The following is a 19,587-nucleotide window of genomic DNA, read 5'->3' as shown; positions in this document are numbered from 1 at the left end:
GATGAATAAGAAAAAACTGGTTTTTACTCTGGTTATCATCGTCCTGATTGCGGCGGCGATTTATGGCATCGTCCAGTACCGCCAACAGCAGGAAAAACCCCTGACGCTGTACGGCAACGTCGATATTCGCTCGGTCAATCTGGCGTTCCGCGTCGGCGGACGACTGGACGCACTGAACGTGGATGAAGGCGACAGCATCCAGCCGGGCCAGCCGTTGGCCGGTCTGGATAGCGCGCCTTATCAAAACGCGCTGCGGCAGGCGCAGGCTAACGTCGCCAGCGCCAGAGCGCAGTTGAACTTGTTGCAGGAAGGGTATCGCCGCGAAGAGATCGAACAGGTGCGCGCCCAGTTGGCGCAAAGCGAGGCGGCTTATCGCTACGCGAACAGCTTCTATCAGCGCCAGTTGGGGCTGTGGGCCAAACGCACGATTTCCGCCGATACGCTGGAAGATGCCAAAACCACCCGTAATCAGGCGTTGGCGACCCTACAGGGCGCCAAAGATAAACTGAAACAGTATGAAAGCGGCAACCGTCCGCAGGAGATCGCCACCGCGCAGGCAACGCTGGCCCAGGCCGAAGCCGCACAGGCGCAGGCCGAACTGGATCTGAAGGATACCGAACTGGTCTCGCCGTCCGCCGGCGTTATTCTGACCCGGGCGGTGGAAGCCGGCAGTATGCTGAGCGCCGGCGGCACGGTCTTTACCCTGTCGTTGACCCGCCCCGTCTGGGTGCGCGCCTACGTCAGCGAAAAAGATTTGGGTCAGGCCGTGCCGGGCAGCCGCATTCTGGTGTATACCGACGGCAGGCCGGATACGCCGTATCACGGTCAAATCGGCTTCGTCTCTCCCAGCGCCGAATTCACGCCGAAAACAGTGGAAACCGAAGATCTGCGCACCGATCTGGTCTACCGCCTGCGTATTGTGGTGAACGATGCCGATGAGCACCTGCGTCAGGGAATGCCGGTGACGCTGCGTTTCGCTCAGGATGCGTCCCGCCATGAATGATACCGCCGCGCGCATCGAGATAAAGGCGCTGGAAAAGCGCTTTCCGGATCAGGACAAACCCGCGGTGGCCAGTCTCACCGAGCAAATCCGGGCCGGCGCCGTCACCGGGCTGGTCGGCCCGGACGGCGCCGGCAAAACCACCCTGCTGCGAATGCTGGCCGGCTTGTTGACCCCCAGCAGCGGCGACATACAGGTAGCCGGCCTCGACCCCATCAAACAGGATCGGCAACTCCACGCCATTCTGGGGTATATGCCGCAAAGATTCGGGCTGTATGAAGACCTGACGGTGATGGAAAACCTTAACCTGTACGCCGACCTGCGCGGCATCACCGGCGATGCGCGCAAGGAAACCTTCGATCGGCTGCTGTCGTTTACCGACCTCACCCGTTTTACCGGTCGACCGGCCGGCAAGCTCTCCGGCGGGATGAAGCAGAAGCTGGGGCTGGCCTGCACGCTGCTGGGACAACCTCAAGTTCTGTTGCTGGATGAACCGGGCGTCGGCGTCGATCCCATCTCGCGCCGCGAGCTGTGGCGTATGGTGCATGAACTGGCCGATGAAGGCATGCTGATCGTGTGGAGCACATCCTATCTGGATGAGGCCGAACAATGCCGGGACATTCTGCTGCTCAATGAAGGCGTACAGCTTTATCGGGGCGAACCCCGGCGGCTAACGGAAAAAATGACCGGCCGCTGCGTACTGGTCAGCGCGCAGGATGAAAGTCACCGTAAACTTCTGCAACGCGCCCTGCGCCAGCCGCAGGTCAGCGACGGCGTTATTCAGGGACAGTACGTGCGGCTGATTCTGCATCCGCAGGCGGACCGGGCGGCGCTGCTGGCGGCGCTGGAACTTCCCGAAGACAGTATGGAGGACACCGATCCGCGTTTTGAGGATGCGTTTATCGATTTACTGGGCGGCGGCCCGGCCAGCGAATCCTCACTGGCGAAAATCATGCCGGCGATTAACATCAACGGTGAAGAAACGGTGATTGAAGCCCGCCAACTGACGAAAAAATTCGGCGATTTCGCCGCCACCGACCATGTCAGCTTTAAGGTGCGGCGCGGCGAAATTTTTGGCCTGCTCGGCCCTAACGGCGCGGGAAAATCGACTACCTTCAAAATGATGTGCGGCCTGTTGGTGCCGACGGACGGCAAAGCGCTGGTGCTGGATATGGATCTGAAAAGCAGCTCCGGCAAAGCGCGCCAGCATTTGGGCTATATGGCGCAGAAGTTCTCGCTGTATGGCAATCTGACGGTGGAACAAAATCTGCGATTCTTCTCCGGCGTCTACGGTCTGCAAGGCCAGACGCAGCGCAACAAAATGGCCGCCATGGCGAACGCGTTTAATTTTCAGCCGATTTATCACCAAACGCCCGATGCGCTGCCGCTGGGTTTCAAACAGCGTCTGGCGCTGGCCTGCGCGCTGATGCACGAACCGGATATCCTGTTTCTGGACGAGCCGACTTCCGGCGTCGATCCCCTCACCCGCCGGGAATTCTGGATCCATATCAACGGCATGGTGAACAAGGGCGTGACGGTCATGGTGACGACCCACTTTATGGATGAAGCAGAGTATTGCGACCGCATCGGGCTGGTTTATCACGGCAAACTGATCGCCGTCGGCACGCCGGACGATCTAAAGCAAAAGGCCGCTGACGATCAAACGCCTTCCCCCACCATGGAACAGGCCTTTATTACGCTGATCCAGGACTATGACCGGGAGAATAACCATGGATAATCAGCGAAACAGCCCCCGATTTTCCTACCGTCGCCTGCGCGCCTTATGCCTGAAAGAGACCCGGCAAATATTACGCGACCCGAGCAGTTGGCTGATTGCCTTTGTTATCCCGATACTGCTGCTGTTTATCTTCGGCTACGGCATCAACCTTGATTCCAGCCGGCTTCGGGTCGGTATTCTGGTCGAGCAGCAAAGCGAAGATGCGCTGGATCTGGCGGCGGCTTTTAGCGCCTCGCCGTTTATTTCGCCGACCATCAGCGACAATCGTCAGCAGCTTATCCAGAAGATGCAGGCCGGACACATTCGCGGACTGATTGTCATTCCCGTTGATTTCGCCGAACAGATGGCGCGCCCCTCGGTTCAGGCGCCGATTCAGGTCATAACCGACGGTTCCGAACCCAACACCGCCAACTTCGTACAGGCTTATGCGCAGGGAATATGGCTCATCTGGCAGCAACAGCGGGCCAGCGACGACGGCGAATCGTTTAGCCAATTAATCGAGGTACACCAGCGTTACTGGTTCAACCCGGCCGCCATCAGCCAGCACTTTATCGTACCCGGCGCCATCACCATCATCATGACCGTTATCGGCGCGATTTTAACCTCGCTGGTCATTGCCCGCGAATGGGAGCGCGGCACCATGGAGGCGCTATTATCCACGCAGGTGACCCGCAGCGAACTGCTGCTGGCGAAACTGATCCCTTACTACGTTCTCGGCATGATCGCGATGGCGCTGTGCGTCGTCATCGCCCGTTTCGTCATGCAGGTGCCGTACCGCGGCTCGCTGCTGATACTGTTTGGCATCAGCAGTCTGTTTCTCGCCAGCACGCTGGGGATGGGATTGCTGATTTCCACCGTGACGAAAAACCAATTCAACGCCGCCATGATGGCCCTGAACATCGCGTTTTTGCCCGCCGTGATGCTCTCCGGCTTTATTTTTGAAATCGACAGCATGCCGGCGCCGGTGCGGGCCGTCTCCTATCTGATCCCCGCCCGTTATTTCGTCAGTTCGCTGCAAACGCTGTTTCTGGCGGGCAATATCGGCAGCGTGCTGTTTATCAACCTGCTGTTTCTTATCGCCTCCGCCGTGGTATTCATCGGCATCACCGCCTGGAAAACCCAGCGCAGACTGGACTAGGGAGACAATATGTTTCATCGCCTGTGGACACTCATTATCAAGGAACTCCAGTCGCTGCTGCGCGAACCGCAAACGCGCGCCATACTGATGCTGCCCGTGGTAATTCAGGTCGGTCTGTTCCCCTTCGCCGCCACGCTGGACGTGACCAACGCCACCATCGCCATCTACAGCGAGGATAACGGGCAGGCCTCCGTTGAACTCACGCAACGTTTCGCCAAATCCAGGGCGTTTCCCAATGTGCTGTTGCTGCATGCGCCGCAAGAGATCGAACCGACGATGGATAACCAGCGGGCATTGCTCACCATCCGCTTCCCGGCGCAGTTTTCACGCAACATCGCGCGCGGCGAAAGTACCTCCCTGCAAATGATATTGGACGGACGCCACTCCAACAGCGCCCAGATCGCCGCCAATTATGTACAGAAAATCGTGCAGGATTATCAGCGCGAACTGCTGGCCGATAGCCCGACCGGCAACAACAGCGAACTGGTGATCCGCCATTGGTATAACCCGAATCTGGATTACAAATGGTTTGTGGTGCCGTCGCTGATTGCCTTGATCACCACCGTCGGCGTGCTGATCGTCACCGCGCTTTCCGTCGCGCGCGAACGTGAACAGGGTACGCTGGAACAGTTATTGGTTTCGCCGCTGTCGACCTGGCAGATCTTTGTCGGCAAGGCGGTGCCGGCGCTGATCGTCGCCGCCTTCCAGGCGACCATTGTGCTGCTGGCCGGTATCTTCGCCTACCAGATCCCTTTTGCCGGTTCGCTGCTGCTATTCTATCCCACGCTGCTGATTTACGGCCTGTCGCTGGTCGGATTCGGACTGCTGATCTCCTCCGTTTGCGACACCCAGCAACAGGCGTTTATCGGCGTGTTTGTGTTTATGATGCCGGCGATTTTGCTCTCCGGCTACGTTTCGCCGGTGGAAAACATGCCGCAGTGGTTACAGAACGTCACCTGGATCAACCCTATCCGCCATTTCACTGAAATCACCAAACAGATCTACCTGAAAGACGCCGATTTTTCGATTGTCTGGCAAGGAGTGTGGCCGCTGCTGGTGATTATCGTCACCACCGGCTCCGCCGCCTATGCCATATTCCGGCGCAAGATTGCCTGAGGGCTATTTTTCGAGCGGCATTCCACATGCATACATTTGTATTTAGCACCGGCCCTTATTGCCGGGTCATATCGTCATCTTGCTTACCTTGGAAACTGGGCGCTCATGCCGTCGTCCCGCGCTATCAGCGTCCAGTGGATCACCCGGCTTCGCGTCTCGCTATCCTGCCACGGCGGTAAAATATCGCCCTGGCTAAAATGCTGGCGCACAATGCGCCCGGCCTGATAGGTGCTCCAGATACCGCTGCACCGGCACGACTCCCCGCTAACCTGCGTCAGAAACTGGCGGCGCGCCTCCGGATCCGGCTCAGTCTGTTCCGCCGGTTCGGGCACCGGTTCCGCTGGCGGCGCAGCGGGATGATCGAAGCGCGCCAGCCACGCCGCGGTGGAGTTTTCATCAAAGCGGATCTCGCCGGAAATGGAGCCATGATGTATACCGCCGATTTCGGGAGCGCGGATCGGCTTCAGCACATTATTGACCTTCACATACAACTCAGGACAGGGATCGTCCCTGACCCAACCCAACGCCGGCCAGTCCCCCGCCCGGATCATCACCCCGCCGCTATAAGGCAGCAGGGCGATGCGCGGATCGGCCAGTTGCCGCCTTAGCGCCGCCTCCCCGCCCAGTTTTTCCAGCCACTCGGTCTGCACAAAGGTATACCAGTTGACTGAACGAATACCGTCACGCCCGGTTTTCCACGTATGGGAGTTTGGGATATCAATGGCCAAAAATTCTTGCCCAATCTCATATTCCAGATGCTCATATTCTTCACTTTCATAGCACTGCTGTACACCCAACCCCGCCAGACCGTGCATCGGTTTTAAACGCTGGCAGAACTCCAGCAGCAACGCCTCAAAGCGTTTATCGCCGCCATCTTTTAATTCTTCAATCGGGAGATAAAACAGCACGCAAGAGACGGCATGATGAATGTACTCAAACCAGTCGGCGGGCGACTCGATGCTGAATAGATAATCGCTGGCATAGGTGGTCTCCTCTTCCGCGGCCCACCAGAAATCCATATGGTCGCCGTCTTCTGCCAGCATCTGCGCCTGCTTTTGTTGCAACGAACGTTTACGGTAAGGCTCGCCTCTATTGGGGTCTTTGTAAAACCCCCAGCGCAGTTTATCGCCGAATTCACGGTCATAGCGCGCCAGCATATCCGCCATCGCCTGACGCTTCTCGTCCGTATAGCCCTTATCCAGATAAAAATAGGCCACCAGCCCGACCTGCAAGGCATTGTGCGCCTCCGGACTGTCCGGCGCGCCATAGGTAAACTCCCAGCGCGCCTGTTCAAAACGGGTAAAAAAGTCCATAACGCTCCCTATGCCGGAAACTGGGCGCTCATGCCGTCGTCCCGCTCTATCAGCGTCCAGTGGATCACCCGGCTTCGCGTCTCGCTGTCCTGCCACGGCGGTAAAATATCGCCCTGGCTAAAATGCTGGCGCACAATGCGCCCGGCCTGATAGGTGCTCCAGATACCGCTGCACCGGCACGACTCCCCGCTAAGCTGCGTCAGAAACTGGCGGCGCGCCTCCGGATCCGGCTCTGGCTGTTCCGCCGGTTCGGACGCCGGTTTCGCCGACGGCGCAGCAGGACGATCGAAGCGCGCCAGCCACGCCGCGGTGGAATTTTTATCAAAGCGGATCTCGCCGGAAATGGAGCCGTAACCCATCGAACAAATCTCAGGCGCTCGGATAGGCTTCAGCGCATTATTGACCTTCACATACAGCTCAGGATAGGGATCGTCCCTGACCCAACCCAACGCCGGCCAGTCCCCCGCCCGGATCATCACCCCGCCGCTATAAGGCAGCAGGGCGAGGCGCGGATCGGCCAGTTGCCGCCTTAGCGCCGCCTCCCCGCCCAGTTTTTCCAGCCACTCGGTCTGCACAAAGGTATACCAGTTGACTGAACGAATACCGTCACGTTCGCCTTTCCAGGTCTTTGAATTGGTTATATCAATGGCCAGAAATTCCTGCCCAATCCCATATTCCAGATGCTGATACTTATCGCGCTCATAGCACTGCTGTACACCCAACCCCGCCAGACCGTGCATCGGCTTTAAATGCTGGCAGAACTCCAGCAGCAACGCCTCAAAGCGTTTATCGCCGCCATCTTTTAATTCTTCAATCGGGAGATAAAACAGCACGCAAGAGACTCGCCGATGAACATGTTCATACCAGTCGGCGGGCGACTCGATGCTGAATAGATAATCGCTGGCATAGGTGGTCTCCTCTTCCGCGGCCCACCAGAAATCCATATGGTCGCCGTCTTCCGCCAGCATCTGCGCCTGCTTTTGTTGCAGCGGACGTTTACGATAGGATTCGCCTCTCTTGGGGTCTTTGTAAAACCCCCAGTGCAGTTTATCGCCGAACTCACGGTCATAGCGCGCCAGCATATCCGCCATCGCCTGACGCTTCTCGTCCGTATAGCCCTTATCCAGATAAAAATAGGCCACCAGCCCGACCTGCAAGGCATTGTGCGCCTCCGGACTGTCCGGCGCGCCATAGGTAAACTCCCAGCGCGCCTGTTCAAAACGGGTAAAAAAATCCATTCCAAGATTCCTCTGTTTAATCGGGCCAGTAGACGTAATCCTGCTGCCGTTGCGCCGGATTGTCTAAAAAGGTTAACGTCAGCGAGTAAGACACGGTGGCCGCGGGCTGTTCGGCAAAGGCATAACCGCCCGCTCCCACTGCGCCGCCCACCAGCATATTGCGTACATAACTCACCACCTGCCCGGCGGCCCGCCCCAGCAGCAGGCCGTCGCCGCCGCTGGCCGCGCTACCGGTTGCCGCTGTCGCCGCCCCGCCAGCGGCGGTCACTGCGCCCGCGGCGGCAACGCCGGCTGAAATCGCGAACAATGGTCCGCCCAGCGCCATTTCCAACTGCGCCCGTTCGCGCTGACGTTGACGCGCCTGCGCGGCGGTGATTGCCGGGTCGGGCATCGGCTCAAAACGCGGGCCTGCGCTAACCGGCGGAGAATAAGGCGCGAAATAGTCTCTTACCTGCTGGTGCTCACTCGCAATCAATCCTTCCAGCAGCGGATAGGCCTCGATCTCCGGGCGCTGGCACAGCCGGTTACGCGCCCCGGCCAGGCCGACGGGCAGATAGACCGGCTCTTTTTTGGCGTCCCGCAGCCACTTCCGTTTAGTCTTGTCATCCACCTGACAGGTATGAGTTTCCAGCAATCGAAAATTCTCTGCTCCTGCTATATCTTCGTACGCACGCTGTTGATCTGTAGTTAATCTATCCCCCGGAAACTTGATTTCAATCACCGTATGCAGATTGGGTTGGCTAAAGGCCTGCTTGCCAACCAACATGCGGTTTTTCAGCCTCACCACATCCGGAATGCGTAACATCCCCCGTCGCCGTTTTTTCAGCATTTTTTCCAGTTCATCGGGCAACGGCTTGGCCTTACCCGCACTTTGCCGCATTTCCGGCGTCAGGGCGCTTTCCAGCTCATCCAGGCTCATTAACTCGCTCACCACCTCCACGGCGATATCGCTGCCCGCCAGCCCGCGCACACGCCACTGAAGGCCCTCTTTAATCGCCGCGTATTTGGATAAAGGAAAGGTGCTGGGATAGTTGGGCCGTCTGCGGCTCATTACCGGTTTCGGCGGAAATTGCGTCATGTCGTACCCCACTTCGCCGATATAGGGAAAGTGGTAGCTGAACATCTCGTCATCCAGCCGAATCAACTGCGTGACCACCCGCTGATACATCGGCTGGCCGTCCGAGCGGATTTTCGGGTTATTGAGCGCATAGCCCACTTTCTCGCACAGATACCATAAATCCAGCGGATCGGTTACCAGCGCCACGGTGCCGCCCGGCGTTTTCTTCGTCGTGGCCGTCGTGTTTTCCGTGGCCGGCGTGGCGATTTTCTTCCCTGTACTCATTTTGCTTCATCCTTTTTATCCGTGTGGGAAAAATCGATTTTCAGCGACGTTTCATCATCCCGGTAGCTGGCGTTCAGACGCTCCCGGTTAATTTGCTCAATATGCGGTCGGAAGGGGAAAGGCACGGATGTTGTGCAATGATGCTCCATGCGATTTCTTTTTTCATATCCATTGAGAAATTTGAGGAATGCATTATGCCGAAATAGCCAACAAAACGGCAAGGGATTTTGACAGAAAGATATTGAAAAATATCATTAAAAATCAAACCATTAATGAATTAATAATGCCATTGATCATTATTACAAAATAAAGATTTAGGCGAAAAACAAAACATGTCTATTCCGCCTGATTAAAAGAGGATTCGGTGAAAAATACATTCGATGGAGTATTTGATACTACTAATAGATTTCAAGATGTGGGAAGGCGGGAATAGGGAACAACCTTTCTTTTCGGCTGATCCCTATTCCCGCCGAGTTCCCGTCGACGCGGGGACAACAAGCTGGGAGTCAGTTTAACATTAGCGACGATTGCCGAAAATGCGCAACAGCATCAGGAACAGGTTGATAAAGTCCAGATACAGCGTCAGCGCGCCGACAATCGAATATTTGCGGAAGTTATCTTTGTCGTCAACGGCCAGCTGTTCGCCGATGGCTTTCAGTTTCTGCGTGTCATACGCCGTCAGGCCGACAAATACCACCACCCCGATATAGGTGATGGCCCACATCAGCGCATTGCTTTTCAGCCACAGGTTAACCAGCGAGGCCAGTACAATCCCGATCAGCGCCATAAATAGCAGGCTGCCGAATCCGCTTAAGTCGCGTTTGGTGGTGTAGCCATACAGACTCATGGCGCCGAACATACCGGCGGTAATCACAAAGGTGCTGGCGATCGACTCGCCGGAATACAGAATGAAGATGCTGGAGAGCGTCAGCCCGGTCAGCGCCGAATAGAGCATAAACAGGCTGGTCGCCATCCCGCCGCTCAAACGCTGCACCATGCCGGAAATCACGAACACCAGACCCAGTTGGACGATGATCAGACCAAAGAAGGTAATCTGGCTGGAGAAGACGAAATTGAGTACCGCGGGTGTGTTGGCGGCATACCAGGATACAAACGCCGTGAGTAATAATCCGCAGGTCATCCAGCCATAAACCTGCGCCATATAGGCCTGTAGACCGGACTGCGCGCGTTCAACAATCGAACCACCCGAGCGTGGATATCTATCCATGATGTTACCTTTATTTGCAGTAAGTTATACGTAAGAGACAGGGCGTCTCACCTTCCTTTATCCTAACACATAAACGCCGCTTCAGTTGCTTCCGGCCGGCGACCAGCGCTGCGCCGCCAGTTTGTCGCTGTCGCGCGACTCAACCCAGCGTTCGCCTTCCGGCGTGGCTTCACGTTTCCAGAACGGCGCGCGCGTTTTCAGGTAATCCATAATGAACTGCGCCGCATCGAAAGCGACGCCGCGATGCGCGCCGCTGACGCCGACAAAGACGATTTCATCGCCGGGATAGAGCGGCCCGACCCGATGAATAACGCTAACCCGCGACAACGGCCAGCGTTCGCGCGCCAGTTCGACGATTTCATCCAGCGCTTTTTCCGTCATGCCGGGATAATGCTCCAGCGTCAACGCGCTGACGTTCTGCGCCAGATTATGATTGCGCACTTTGCCGGTGAAGGTCACGACCGCGCCGTCTTCATCGCACTGCGCCAGCCACTGGTATTCGTCGCCGGGGTTAAAATTTTCCGCGCCGACCCGAATTCGCGTCTCAGCCATGCTCATCCTCCCGTCACCGGCGGGAAAAAAGCCACTTCGTCGCCATCGCGCAGCGGATGCCGCATCTCCACCAGCGACTGATTTACCGCCGCCAGCAGCTTGCCGGACTCCAGCGCCAGCGCCCAGCGATCTCCACGGCCGCACAATGCCTGGCGCAGTTCTTCCACCGTGGCGTATTGCGCCGGCAGCGTCAGACTGTCCGTCTCGGTCAGTTCACGCACCTGAGCAAAAAACAGCACGTTAATCATGATGTTACCGCCTTAAAATCGCCTGATTTGCCGCCGCTTTTCGCCAGCAGGCGCACCGGGCCGATCACCATATCCTTCTGTACCGCTTTGCACATATCGTAAATGGTCAGCGCCGCGACCGAAGCCGCCGTCAGCGCTTCCATTTCAACCCCGGTCTTGCCGGTCAGACGGCACAGCGCTTCAATACGCACCCGGTTATGCTCGGGCTGGGCCTCAAGTTCGACGGCCACTTTGCTCAACAGCAGCGGATGGCAAAGCGGGATCAGTTCCCAGGTGCGTTTCGCCGCCTGAATGCCGGCGATGCGGGCGGTGGCGAACACATCGCCTTTGTGGTGGCTGCCCTCGATAATCATCGACAGCGTTTGCGGGGCCATTTCAACAAAGGCTTCCGCCCGCGCTTCGCGCACGGTATCCGCTTTGGCGGAGACATCCACCATCATCGCTTCGCCGTCGGCGTTAATATGCGTCAGTTGTGACATCGTTATTTTACTTTTTCAGATGAGGATAAAAATTACAGGGCTTCTGGCGCGCATCCAGCTGTTCCTGAATAATGCGCTCCCAGGCGGTATGGCAGGCGCGGGTGGATCCCGGCATGGCGAAAATCACCGTCTGATTGGCCAAACCGGCAATCGCGCGCGATTGTATCGTGGCGGTGCCGATATCTTCGTACGACACCATGCGGAACAGTTCGCCGAACCCTTCAATCTCACGGTCGAACAGCACGCGAATCGCTTCCGGCGCCACGTCGCCGGCGGTAAATCCCGTTCCGCCGTTAATCAGGATCGCCTGAATCTCGTCGCTGGCGATCCAGGCGGAGACCTGCGCCCTGATCTGATAGATGTTTTCCCGGACGATCCGGCTGGCGATGATCTGATGCCCGGCGGACTGCGCCGCTTCACGCAGATAGTCGCCGGACGTATCGTCGGCCGCGGTACGCTTTTCCGACACCGTAAGCACCGCGATATTCAGCGGGACAAATTCGCTACTAACCTTGCTCATGCCTGACTCCTTAAGAAATACGCCGCACCACCGGGCTTAACCGCCGATAAACGACAGGTTCTGCGTAATGCCGCTATTACCCTGATGCAGAAAATGGGTTTGCTTCTTGGATGATAATCCGCCGGAGATGCGGCTTTTCAACGCATCAAGCTGGCTATCGTCGGCCATCAGATCCCGCAGCGGGATCCCCTGCTCGCCGAACAGACAGAGATGAAGGTTGCCGATGGCGGACACGCGCAGACGGTTACAGCTCTGACAGAAATCTTTCGCATAGGGCATGATCAAACCGATTTCGCCCTGATAATCCGGGTGCCGGAATACGCGCGCCGGGCCGTCGCTGCGGCCGCGGGCCTGTTCGCACCATCCCTGCGACAACAATTGCCGCAGAATCACGTCGCCGGAAATGTGGCGCTGCCGGAAGATTTTACTCCCTTCGCCGGTTTCCATCAGTTCAATAAAGCGCAGTTGAATCGGCCGATCCTTAATCCACTGAAGAAAGGTATGCAGGCTGGCGTGGTTGACATCCCGCATCAGGACGGTATTGATTTTCACCTTGCTGAAACCGCAGGCGAAAGCCGCATCAATGCCCTCCATCACCTGACGGAACTTATCCTGCCCGGTGATCGCCTGAAACTGGCGCGCATCCAGACTATCCACGCTGACATTCAGTCCGGTCAGTCCGGCTTCGCGCCATTGGGCGACATCACGGGCAAGACGGTAGCCGTTGGTGGTCACGGCCAGCGTACGGATAGCCGGATTTTCGCGGATCGCCGCGATAATCTCGGTAAAATCGCGACGCAAAGAGGGTTCCCCGCCGCTGAGACGCACTTTTTCCGTGCCTAATTCGGCAAACGCGCGGCTTACGCGACGGATTTCATCCAAAGACAAAAACTGGTGGGTTTTGACGCCATTCGGCTTATAGCCATCCGGCAGACAATAGGTACAACGGAAATTGCAGACATCAGTAATCGACAGCCGCAAATAGTAAAACTTGCGCGCAAACGCATCAGTCAGTTGACTCACCATAAACACCTTTCCAAATACGGGAGATGCAGGCATTTCTACCTCGCACCCTGGCGACGCTAACGGTCACGGCCAGGGCGCCTTATCATGCGTTGCAACGCATCACTTAGGCGCCAAGGCTAGGAGTTTGATTTATGTCGGCGATTTGGCGATAACCGCCGAATCCCACTGACGCAAATCATAAATTTCGGCTATAAGTCTAGCCCCAAACATGACGCGGAGTCACTTAAAAATACGATATATACTTTGATATACAACGATTTTTCTTTACTACACTCATACAGCATACTGGAAAATCATGCGGGGAAATTGCCGCAGGTCACACCTGCACGATGATCTTTCGCCTTTTCTATCGAAATCAGCTACCTTACCGGCGGCAGTTGTCTTCTCGGTTTAAATGATAGGGTTATTATGTTCAAACGCACGTTGGCCGATCTCGATCGGGTTGTCGCCCTCGGGGGCGGACACGGCTTAGGTCGGGTAATGTCTTCGCTTTCCTCGCTGGGTTCCCGTCTGACCGGCATCGTCACCACCACGGATAACGGCGGCTCGACGGGAAGAATTCGACGCGCCGAGGGCGGCATAGCCTGGGGCGATACCCGTAACTGTCTGAATCAGATGATTACCGCGCCGAGCGTCGCCTCCGCCATGTTTGAATACCGTTTTAACGGCAACGGCGAACTGGCGGGGCATAACCTGGGCAACCTGATGCTGAAAGCGCTCGATAATCTGAGCGTTCGTCCGCTGGAAGCCATTAACCTGCTGCGTAATCTGCTGAAAGTCGACGCGTTGTTGATTCCAATGTCCGAACAGCCGGTCGATTTAATGGCGATTGATGAACAGGGAAATCCGGTATACGGCGAAGTCGAAGTCGATCAGCTTCCCGCCCTGCCGCAGGATTTGATGCTGTTTCCCGCCGTCGCCGCAACGCTTGAAGCGCTGGAAGCCATCGCCAATGCGGACTTGATTCTGATCGGCCCCGGCAGCTTTCTCACCAGTCTGATGCCGCCGCTGCTGCTTGACGATCTCAGCCTCGCCCTGCGCGACACCGCGGCGCCGATTATCTACATCGACAATCTGGGACGCGAGCTTAGCCCCTGCGCGGCCGACATGACGCTGACGCAGAAACTGGCGATGATGGAGAAACACATCGGCGCAGGACGTATCGATATGGTGATCATGCCGCCCGGGCCGGCGAACATAGCCGACGGGCGCATTCTGATCCAGCAGCCGCTGGAAGCGACGGATATCCCCTACCGCCACGACCGGAAATTACTTTACGCCGCCATCGAAAAAGGCTTATCCGCGTTAATGCGAACGGGCGCGCGCCTATAGTCCTGAGGCGCGGCGCCTGCATGGCGGCGGGGAAAACAGCTATCCGAGCACAGTGGAGCCGTTGCTGGAACGCCGCCCGGCACACGCCAGGCGGAAAAGCGCAATAGATCTTAATCGCCGGCGCTTGTTAACGCAGAGGGGAAAACCGTAACGCTCGAACGTCGTTATGCATCGGATTTTCCATCGCGCAGCCAGGGCGTATGGGTTACGCCGACCAGTATCCCCTCGGGACTGAGGAAACGCGTTACCTGCTGCCCCCAGGGTTCCAACCGGTTTTCCACCAATAATCGATAACCCTGTTTTTTGAGCGCCTGGGTGGCCGCGTCCATATCGGCAACGTCGAACTCCAGCCAGCTCTGAGGGGTGGGAAGATTGGTCGGCCACTGCGGTTGTCCGAAACATGACTCGCTGGCTTGTGTTAGCGGCCACAGGGAAAAATGTTTCGCGCCGTCGATTTTATCCGTGAGCAGATAATCCTCGTTCCCCTGCATGGGTTTCAACGGCAGGCGCAGCGTGTTGACGTAAAGCTGACGACTGGCGGAAAGCGACGTCACGATCGGGCCGAAACCGGCGATAAACAGAACCTCGATATCAGGTATGGCGATATCCATTTTAATTCCTCGAAATAATGTCATTCATTCCCTTGTTCAGGATACACCCATAACGGATAAAGGCGACGAAGGTCATGAAACCTCTGCCGCCCTGTGTTTTCATTTTCGGACTCGACGCGGAGACCTTATGCCGCTTTAACGCCGGCCTGGCGTTTTTTATTCAACTCATCGGCGCAGGCAATGCCATAGAGGGTGGCCGCGGTAAGTTGCGCGCCCACGATGTAGTCATCGTAAAACAGGCCGCCAATCGAGTTGCCGATGGCGTAAAGCCCGTGAACGACTTTCCTTTCGCCATTCAGCACTTCGGTTTTGACGTTCACCAGCGGGCCGCCAAAGGTCGCCGTCATCCCGCCCTGGAACGGGAAGGCGTAAAAAGGCGCTTTGGCGATAAGGCGCGGATGTTCCAGCGTCAGCGGCGGATTAAGTTCGCCGGCGCGCTGTTGAGTAATGGCGTCATTGTACTCTTTGATGGTGGCGGTCAACGCCTGCGGATCGATGCCGGCGGCTTTGGCCAGCCCTTCGATGGTGTCGGACTGATAGACCGGCGCCTTGTTTCTCTCATAGCGGGCAAAGCGTTCCCTGACCATCGCCGAGGATTCTTTGGACGACTCATCGACAATAATGAAAGCCAGATTTTCTTTTATCAGCCTGGCGGTTTCCTTGGCAACGCGAACATAGGTATTCACTTCGTCGATATAACGCTTCCCTTCTTTGGTCACCAGCGGGCCGTAGTTCACCAGAATGGACGGATTTGCGCTGCCGTATATCGGGCCGGCATGAAACTGATCGATATTGACCATTTTGGCGTACAGCGGCCGCGTCAGATTCAGGTTTTCCCCGGTGATGATGCGCGATCCCCGGATCGGCATCTGCGCCGCCCATCCCCCCATATAGGCGGTAACGAGATCTTCCGAGGCGTGAAAACCGCCGGTGGCGATAACCACGCCGTATTTCGCCTGAAGATTCTTAATGCCCTCATTATCGACAACCTTAACGCCGGTAACGGAAAATTTGTCATCCGTCAGCAGTTCGAGCGCCTTGGTATTGGTCAACACGGGAATGCCTCGGGCTTTGATCTGTTCAAAAAGCTGTATCACCAGTTGTGAACCGCCGGGCTTGGACGGGCCGTCGACCACATGGCTGCGTCCTCTTGCCGGATAGGCCTCGGTTTCAATCTTCGCCCATTTGATGCCGACCACATCGGTCAGCCACTCCAGCGCGGCGTCGCAGTGCCGGACAAAATAACGCGTCAGTACCGGGTCGCCTTTTCCCTGCGACATCTTGATCATGTCATCATAAAACAGCTGCTCACTATCCTCGGCATTTACCCCCTGTTCCTGTTGAAAGCGGGTTTTTAATCCCAGAAAATGCCCGCCGGCATACAGGGTGTTGCCCGCCGGCCGCGACATTTTTTCGACCAGAATCGGTTTTAGTCCCAGCTCCGCGGCATGAATGGCGCAGACCATGCCCGCGCAACCGGCGCCGAGGATCACGGTATCGAATGCAGACTCGCCGCCCGCCGCCAGCGCGGCTGTCGCCGCATTTCCGGTCTGCGCCGCCTGTGCAATGCCCGCCGCGCCCATCAGTGAAAGCGCCCCTACCCCGGCGGTCGCTATCCCGCCCGTAATGGCCTCGCGCCGGGTGATCTTTTTCTCAAACGTCATCGTCGTTTCCCCTTGCTAATATAGAAGCTTATCAATGCCAGACATCGCACCAATTAATAATTATTTATACGCCTATCATATTCATGCAGGAAATAAACGCCGCTATTGATGATTTTTTTCAATTATTATTTGAATTTATTTTCCTCCTGACATTAATTGCTATGCCGGTCACAGAATTAATCGCCGTTTTATATTTGTCGTATAATAGAAAAGCGCTGACTGAATAATATCCTGCGCCTGTCGCTCCGGATGATATCAATTAACAACATCAGCCGTATAACAAGACGTATTAAATATGCCGGATAATTTTTTCACGCCATTCCGGAAAATAAAACGGAAACAACCATTAGATTTATTTAACGAGGTTATTTACTGATGGAATAAACTGGCCGATATTTAGCGCGTCATCCAAATAATATGCCGGGCGTAACTATCAATATCGCTGATAATACTATTCGGGGATTTTAATCATTAAGCGCTCTTTTATATAAAGGCTGATGATATCCTCCAGCTGATTGACGCGCGCAAAGACGCTGCCGTTATCCATGAAAGACGGGATGGCCCGGTTCCCCGGTCATCCCGTCCGCTCCTACGCCATCATGAGGCGGCGATAAACTGCGCGCGCAAGGCCTGAACCTGATCGCGCAGTTCGGCGGCTTCTTCAAACTCCAGATTCTGCGCATGGGTCATCATTTTACTTTCCAGCTCGCGGATCTTCAGTTCCAGCGCTTTCGGCGTAAGTAACTGATAGCCGGCGGCAGGCTCGGCGGCTTTTTTACCACGGCCTTTACCCTTGTGCGCCGGCTGCCCCAGTTGCAGAATGTCCGCGATTTTCTTGTTCAGACCCTGCGGCACGATGCCGTGTTCGCGGTTGTAAGCCTGCTGTTTCTCACGACGGCGCTCGGTTTCGCTAATCGCCCGTTCCATTGAGGGAGTAATTCTGTCGCCATATAAAATCGCTTTACCATTCAGGTTACGCGCCGCACGGCCGATGGTCTGAATCAGCGAGCGCTCGGAACGCAGGAAACCTTCCTTATCGGCGTCCAGAATCGCCACCAGCGACACTTCCGGCATATCCAGACCTTCACGCAGCAGGTTAATGCCGACCAGCACATCAAACTCGCCCAACCGCAGATCGCGGATAATCTCGACGCGCTCGACGGTATCGATATCGGAGTGCAGATAGCGCACCCGTTCGCCGTGTTCTTCCAGATACTCCGTCAAATCTTCCGCCATACGTTTGGTCAGCGTGGTGACCAGCACCCGTTCGTTCACCGCGGCGCGCAGGCGGATTTCCGACAACAGGTCGTCCACCTGGGTGGCGACCGGCCTGACTTCCAGCACCGGATCCAACAGACCGGTGGGACGAACCACCTGATCGATCACTTCGCCGCCGGATTTTTCCAGCTCATACTTGCCCGGCGTCGCCGAGACATAAATGGTCTGCGGCGCCAGCGCTTCAAATTCCTCAAACTTCATCGGGCGGTTATCCAACGCCGACGGCAGGCGGAAGCCATACTCCACCAGCGTCTCTTTGCGCGCCCGGTCGCCGCGGTACATGCCGCCGATCTGCGGAATGGTGACGTGGGATTCATCGATCACCAGCAGCCCGTCGGCCGGCAGGTAGTCGAACAGCGTCGGCGGCGGCTCGCCGGGGCCGCGCCCGGACAGATAGCGCGAGTAGTTTTCGATGCCGGAGCAATAGCCCAGCTCGTTCATCATTTCCAGATCAAACTGGGTGCGCTGGCTAAGACGCTGCTCCTCCACCAGCTTGTTGTTCGCCAGCAGTATCTTGCGGCGATCGGCCAGTTCGACCTTGATATCCTCCATCGCCTGCAAAATCCGCTCGCGCGGCGTCACATAGTGCGTTTTGGGGTAGATGGTATAACGCGGCACGACATGCAGAATCTGCCCGGTTAAAGGGTCGAACAGCGACAGCCGTTCCACTTCTTCATCAAACAGCTCGACGCGCAGCGCCACATCGTCCGACTCGGCCGGGAAAATATCGATCACTTCGCCGCGCACCCGGAAAGTCCCGCGCTGAAACGCCTGATCGTTGCGGGTATATTGCAGTTCCGCCAGCCGGCGTAAAATCGCCCGCTGATCGATAAGCATCCCCTGCGTCAGATGCAGCATCATTTTCAGATACAGATCGGGATCGCCCAGACCGTAAATGGCGGAAACCGAGGCGACCACCACCACATCACGCCGCTCCAGCATGGCTTTGGTCGCCGAGAGCCGCATCTGTTCGATATGTTCGTTAACCGAGGCATCCTTTTCGATAAAGGTATCGGAGCTCGGCACATAGGCTTCCGGCTGATAGTAGTCGTAATACGAGACGAAATACTCCACCGCATTATCCGGAAAAAACGCTTTCATCTCCCCGTAAAGCTGGGCGGCCAGCGTTTTATTGGGCGCCAGCACCATCGTGGGACGATTCAGATCGGCAATCACGTTGGCGATGGTAAAGGTTTTGCCCGATCCGGTGACCCCCAGCAGCGTCTGATGCGCCAGTCCATCCTCTAATCCTTCCTTTAAGCGGCGAATGGCTTCCGGCTGATCGCCCGCGGGTTTAAATTCGGAATTCAGTTTGAATACTTTACTCATAGTCGAATACGTTTCTCTTGGATGGCTGGCGGATGGCAAACGAGCGGAACCGGACGGCAAGCATTGACACTCACGCTATTATGGGAACCAATCACGGAGTTTGCCACCGCCATGATACTGGATATAAAAACAGCATCAAGGAAATTATTGCCCGCGCGCGCGATTAACCGGCAAATCGTTCGCCGACGCCCTTGTGTTTATCGCGAGCGGCCTGAGCGCCGCAAACGGTTTTCTAATGCAACAATCAGATCCGTCATTATTTATCCCCAGATTAATGATATTGCTAAAGTGTCCGTCTGTTTTTTGCCGCTAATTTATGCAACCACCCGGCATCGGCGCCCAGGGGGCTTGATTTTAAATAACACAATGATTTAAAAAGAATTAGCAAAAAAGCGGAGAATAACGCCAACCTGGCGGAAAGCCGCGTCAGCTCTC

18 protein-coding genes and 1 riboswitch are annotated in these 19,587 nt (G+C 56.4%); of the genes, 5 read left to right on the top strand and 13 right to left on the bottom strand.

What is annotated here, in order from left to right; translation table 11 throughout:
- Position 1: 1 nt before the first annotated feature.
- Genes hlyD through ABRZ28_RS07615 form a run of 4 tightly spaced genes read left to right on the top strand, consistent with a single transcriptional unit; the run spans position 2 to position 4,992 of the window.
- Positions 2-1,003, top strand: coding sequence for a secretion protein HlyD (hlyD, locus tag ABRZ28_RS07630; protein WP_319603257.1), 1,002 nt, complete (start codon positions 2-4; stop codon positions 1,001-1,003).
- Positions 996-2,738 carry an ATP-binding cassette domain-containing protein gene (locus ABRZ28_RS07625; protein WP_330519907.1) on the top strand — a complete coding sequence of 581 codons (1,743 nt, stop codon included), beginning with the start codon at positions 996-998 and terminating at the stop codon, positions 2,736-2,738. Before hlyD ends, ABRZ28_RS07625 begins: the two co-directional genes overlap by 8 nt.
- Positions 2,731-3,876 (top strand): ABC transporter permease, encoded by a 1,146-nt coding sequence (locus tag ABRZ28_RS07620; RefSeq protein WP_319603259.1) that lies wholly within the window; start codon positions 2,731-2,733, stop codon positions 3,874-3,876. Before ABRZ28_RS07625 ends, ABRZ28_RS07620 begins: the two co-directional genes overlap by 8 nt.
- 9 nt (positions 3,877-3,885) lie before the next feature.
- Positions 3,886-4,992 (top strand): ABC transporter permease, encoded by a 1,107-nt coding sequence (locus ABRZ28_RS07615; RefSeq protein WP_330519906.1) that lies wholly within the window; start codon positions 3,886-3,888, stop codon positions 4,990-4,992.
- A gap of 83 nt (positions 4,993-5,075) precedes the next feature.
- On the opposite strand, the gene ABRZ28_RS07610 is transcribed toward ABRZ28_RS07615, so the two are convergent.
- The 10 genes from ABRZ28_RS07610 to moaA form a co-directional block, all read right to left on the bottom strand.
- Positions 5,076-6,305: a type VI immunity family protein gene (locus tag ABRZ28_RS07610; RefSeq protein ID WP_330519905.1), complete on the bottom strand. Its 1,230-nt coding sequence runs from the start codon at positions 6,303-6,305 to the stop codon at positions 5,076-5,078.
- Between the two features lie 8 nt (positions 6,306-6,313).
- Positions 6,314-7,543, bottom strand: coding sequence for a type VI immunity family protein (locus ABRZ28_RS07605; protein ID WP_330519904.1), 1,230 nt, complete (start codon positions 7,541-7,543; stop codon positions 6,314-6,316).
- Positions 7,544-7,559: 16 nt separating this feature from the next.
- Positions 7,560-8,885, bottom strand: a complete 1,326-nt coding sequence (locus tag ABRZ28_RS07600; RefSeq protein ID WP_330519903.1) for a VRR-NUC domain-containing protein — start codon at positions 8,883-8,885, stop codon at positions 7,560-7,562.
- A complete protein-coding gene (locus tag ABRZ28_RS07595; protein ID WP_330519902.1) occupies positions 8,882-9,034 on the bottom strand; it encodes a hypothetical protein in 153 nt (50 codons plus the stop codon). The genes ABRZ28_RS07600 and ABRZ28_RS07595 overlap by 4 nt, the downstream gene beginning before the upstream one ends.
- Before the next feature lie 368 nt (positions 9,035-9,402).
- The gene (locus tag ABRZ28_RS07590) at positions 9,403-10,113 is read right to left on the bottom strand and encodes a Bax inhibitor-1/YccA family protein (RefSeq protein WP_319603261.1); all 711 of its coding nucleotides are present in this window, start codon (positions 10,111-10,113) and stop codon (positions 9,403-9,405) included.
- Positions 10,114-10,194: 81 nt separating this feature from the next.
- Positions 10,195-10,665, bottom strand: a complete 471-nt coding sequence (gene moaE / locus ABRZ28_RS07585; protein ID WP_319603262.1) for a molybdopterin synthase catalytic subunit MoaE — start codon at positions 10,663-10,665, stop codon at positions 10,195-10,197.
- A gap of 2 nt (positions 10,666-10,667) precedes the next feature.
- Positions 10,668-10,913: a molybdopterin synthase sulfur carrier subunit gene (gene moaD / locus ABRZ28_RS07580; RefSeq protein ID WP_330519901.1), complete on the bottom strand. Its 246-nt coding sequence runs from the start codon at positions 10,911-10,913 to the stop codon at positions 10,668-10,670.
- The gene (gene moaC, locus ABRZ28_RS07575; protein WP_319603264.1) at positions 10,910-11,392 is read right to left on the bottom strand and encodes a cyclic pyranopterin monophosphate synthase MoaC; all 483 of its coding nucleotides are present in this window, start codon (positions 11,390-11,392) and stop codon (positions 10,910-10,912) included. Before moaC ends, moaD begins: the two co-directional genes overlap by 4 nt.
- A gap of 7 nt (positions 11,393-11,399) precedes the next feature.
- A complete protein-coding gene (gene moaB / locus ABRZ28_RS07570) occupies positions 11,400-11,912 on the bottom strand; it encodes a molybdenum cofactor biosynthesis protein B (RefSeq protein ID WP_319603265.1) in 513 nt (170 codons plus the stop codon).
- Positions 11,913-11,948: 36 nt separating this feature from the next.
- Positions 11,949-12,938, bottom strand: coding sequence for a GTP 3',8-cyclase MoaA (moaA, locus tag ABRZ28_RS07565; protein WP_319603266.1), 990 nt, complete (start codon positions 12,936-12,938; stop codon positions 11,949-11,951).
- Positions 12,926-13,073: riboswitch (molybdenum cofactor riboswitch) on the bottom strand. Its footprint overlaps the gene before it by 13 nt.
- Positions 13,074-13,346: 273 nt before the next feature.
- On the opposite strand from moaA, the gene ABRZ28_RS07560 reads away from it, so the two are divergent.
- Complete coding sequence (locus ABRZ28_RS07560) at positions 13,347-14,270, top strand: gluconeogenesis factor YvcK family protein (RefSeq protein ID WP_319603267.1); 924 nt, start codon at positions 13,347-13,349, stop codon at positions 14,268-14,270.
- 164 nt (positions 14,271-14,434) lie between these two features.
- Here ABRZ28_RS07560 and ABRZ28_RS07555 read toward each other — a convergent pair whose 3' ends face one another.
- The 3 genes from ABRZ28_RS07555 to uvrB form a co-directional block, all read right to left on the bottom strand.
- Positions 14,435-14,881 carry a VOC family protein gene (locus ABRZ28_RS07555; protein WP_330519900.1) on the bottom strand — a complete coding sequence of 149 codons (447 nt, stop codon included), beginning with the start codon at positions 14,879-14,881 and terminating at the stop codon, positions 14,435-14,437.
- 125 nt (positions 14,882-15,006) lie between these two features.
- Positions 15,007-16,545: an FAD-dependent oxidoreductase gene (locus ABRZ28_RS07550; RefSeq protein ID WP_319603269.1), complete on the bottom strand. Its 1,539-nt coding sequence runs from the start codon at positions 16,543-16,545 to the stop codon at positions 15,007-15,009.
- 597 nt (positions 16,546-17,142) lie between these two features.
- Positions 17,143-19,152 (bottom strand): excinuclease ABC subunit UvrB, encoded by a 2,010-nt coding sequence (uvrB, locus tag ABRZ28_RS07545; protein ID WP_330519899.1) that lies wholly within the window; start codon positions 19,150-19,152, stop codon positions 17,143-17,145.
- Positions 19,153-19,587: the final 435 nt, after the last annotated feature.

Source organism: Brenneria sp. g21c3 (genome assembly GCF_040240345.1).
Lineage (GTDB): Bacteria > Pseudomonadota > Gammaproteobacteria > Enterobacterales > Enterobacteriaceae > Brenneria.
Note: the sequence above shows the minus strand (reverse complement) of the source record. Positions and strands in the feature narration are given on the sequence as shown.

Bases quoted from the DNA above. Each gene is read 5' to 3' on its own strand.
- hlyD (WP_319603257.1), top strand. From the start codon at position 2: ATGAATAAGAAAAAACTGGTTTTTACTCTGGTTATCATCGTCCTGATT.
- ABRZ28_RS07625 (WP_330519907.1), top strand. From the start codon at position 996: ATGAATGATACCGCCGCGCGCATCGAGATAAAGGCGCTGGAAAAGCGC.
- ABRZ28_RS07620 (WP_319603259.1), top strand. From the start codon at position 2,731: ATGGATAATCAGCGAAACAGCCCCCGATTTTCCTACCGTCGCCTGCGC.
- ABRZ28_RS07615 (WP_330519906.1), top strand. From the start codon at position 3,886: ATGTTTCATCGCCTGTGGACACTCATTATCAAGGAACTCCAGTCGCTG.
- ABRZ28_RS07610 (WP_330519905.1), bottom strand. From the start codon at position 6,305: ATGGACTTTTTTACCCGTTTTGAACAGGCGCGCTGGGAGTTTACCTAT.
- ABRZ28_RS07605 (WP_330519904.1), bottom strand. From the start codon at position 7,543: ATGGATTTTTTTACCCGTTTTGAACAGGCGCGCTGGGAGTTTACCTAT.
- ABRZ28_RS07600 (WP_330519903.1), bottom strand. From the start codon at position 8,885: ATGAGTACAGGGAAGAAAATCGCCACGCCGGCCACGGAAAACACGACG.
- ABRZ28_RS07595 (WP_330519902.1), bottom strand. From the start codon at position 9,034: ATGGAGCATCATTGCACAACATCCGTGCCTTTCCCCTTCCGACCGCAT.
- ABRZ28_RS07590 (WP_319603261.1), bottom strand. From the start codon at position 10,113: ATGGATAGATATCCACGCTCGGGTGGTTCGATTGTTGAACGCGCGCAG.
- moaE (WP_319603262.1), bottom strand. From the start codon at position 10,665: ATGGCTGAGACGCGAATTCGGGTCGGCGCGGAAAATTTTAACCCCGGC.
- moaD (WP_330519901.1), bottom strand. From the start codon at position 10,913: ATGATTAACGTGCTGTTTTTTGCTCAGGTGCGTGAACTGACCGAGACG.
- moaC (WP_319603264.1), bottom strand. From the start codon at position 11,392: ATGTCACAACTGACGCATATTAACGCCGACGGCGAAGCGATGATGGTG.
- moaB (WP_319603265.1), bottom strand. From the start codon at position 11,912: ATGAGCAAGGTTAGTAGCGAATTTGTCCCGCTGAATATCGCGGTGCTT.
- moaA (WP_319603266.1), bottom strand. From the start codon at position 12,938: ATGGTGAGTCAACTGACTGATGCGTTTGCGCGCAAGTTTTACTATTTG.
- ABRZ28_RS07560 (WP_319603267.1), top strand. From the start codon at position 13,347: ATGTTCAAACGCACGTTGGCCGATCTCGATCGGGTTGTCGCCCTCGGG.
- ABRZ28_RS07555 (WP_330519900.1), bottom strand. From the start codon at position 14,881: ATGGATATCGCCATACCTGATATCGAGGTTCTGTTTATCGCCGGTTTC.
- ABRZ28_RS07550 (WP_319603269.1), bottom strand. From the start codon at position 16,545: ATGACGTTTGAGAAAAAGATCACCCGGCGCGAGGCCATTACGGGCGGG.
- uvrB (WP_330519899.1), bottom strand. From the start codon at position 19,152: ATGAGTAAAGTATTCAAACTGAATTCCGAATTTAAACCCGCGGGCGAT.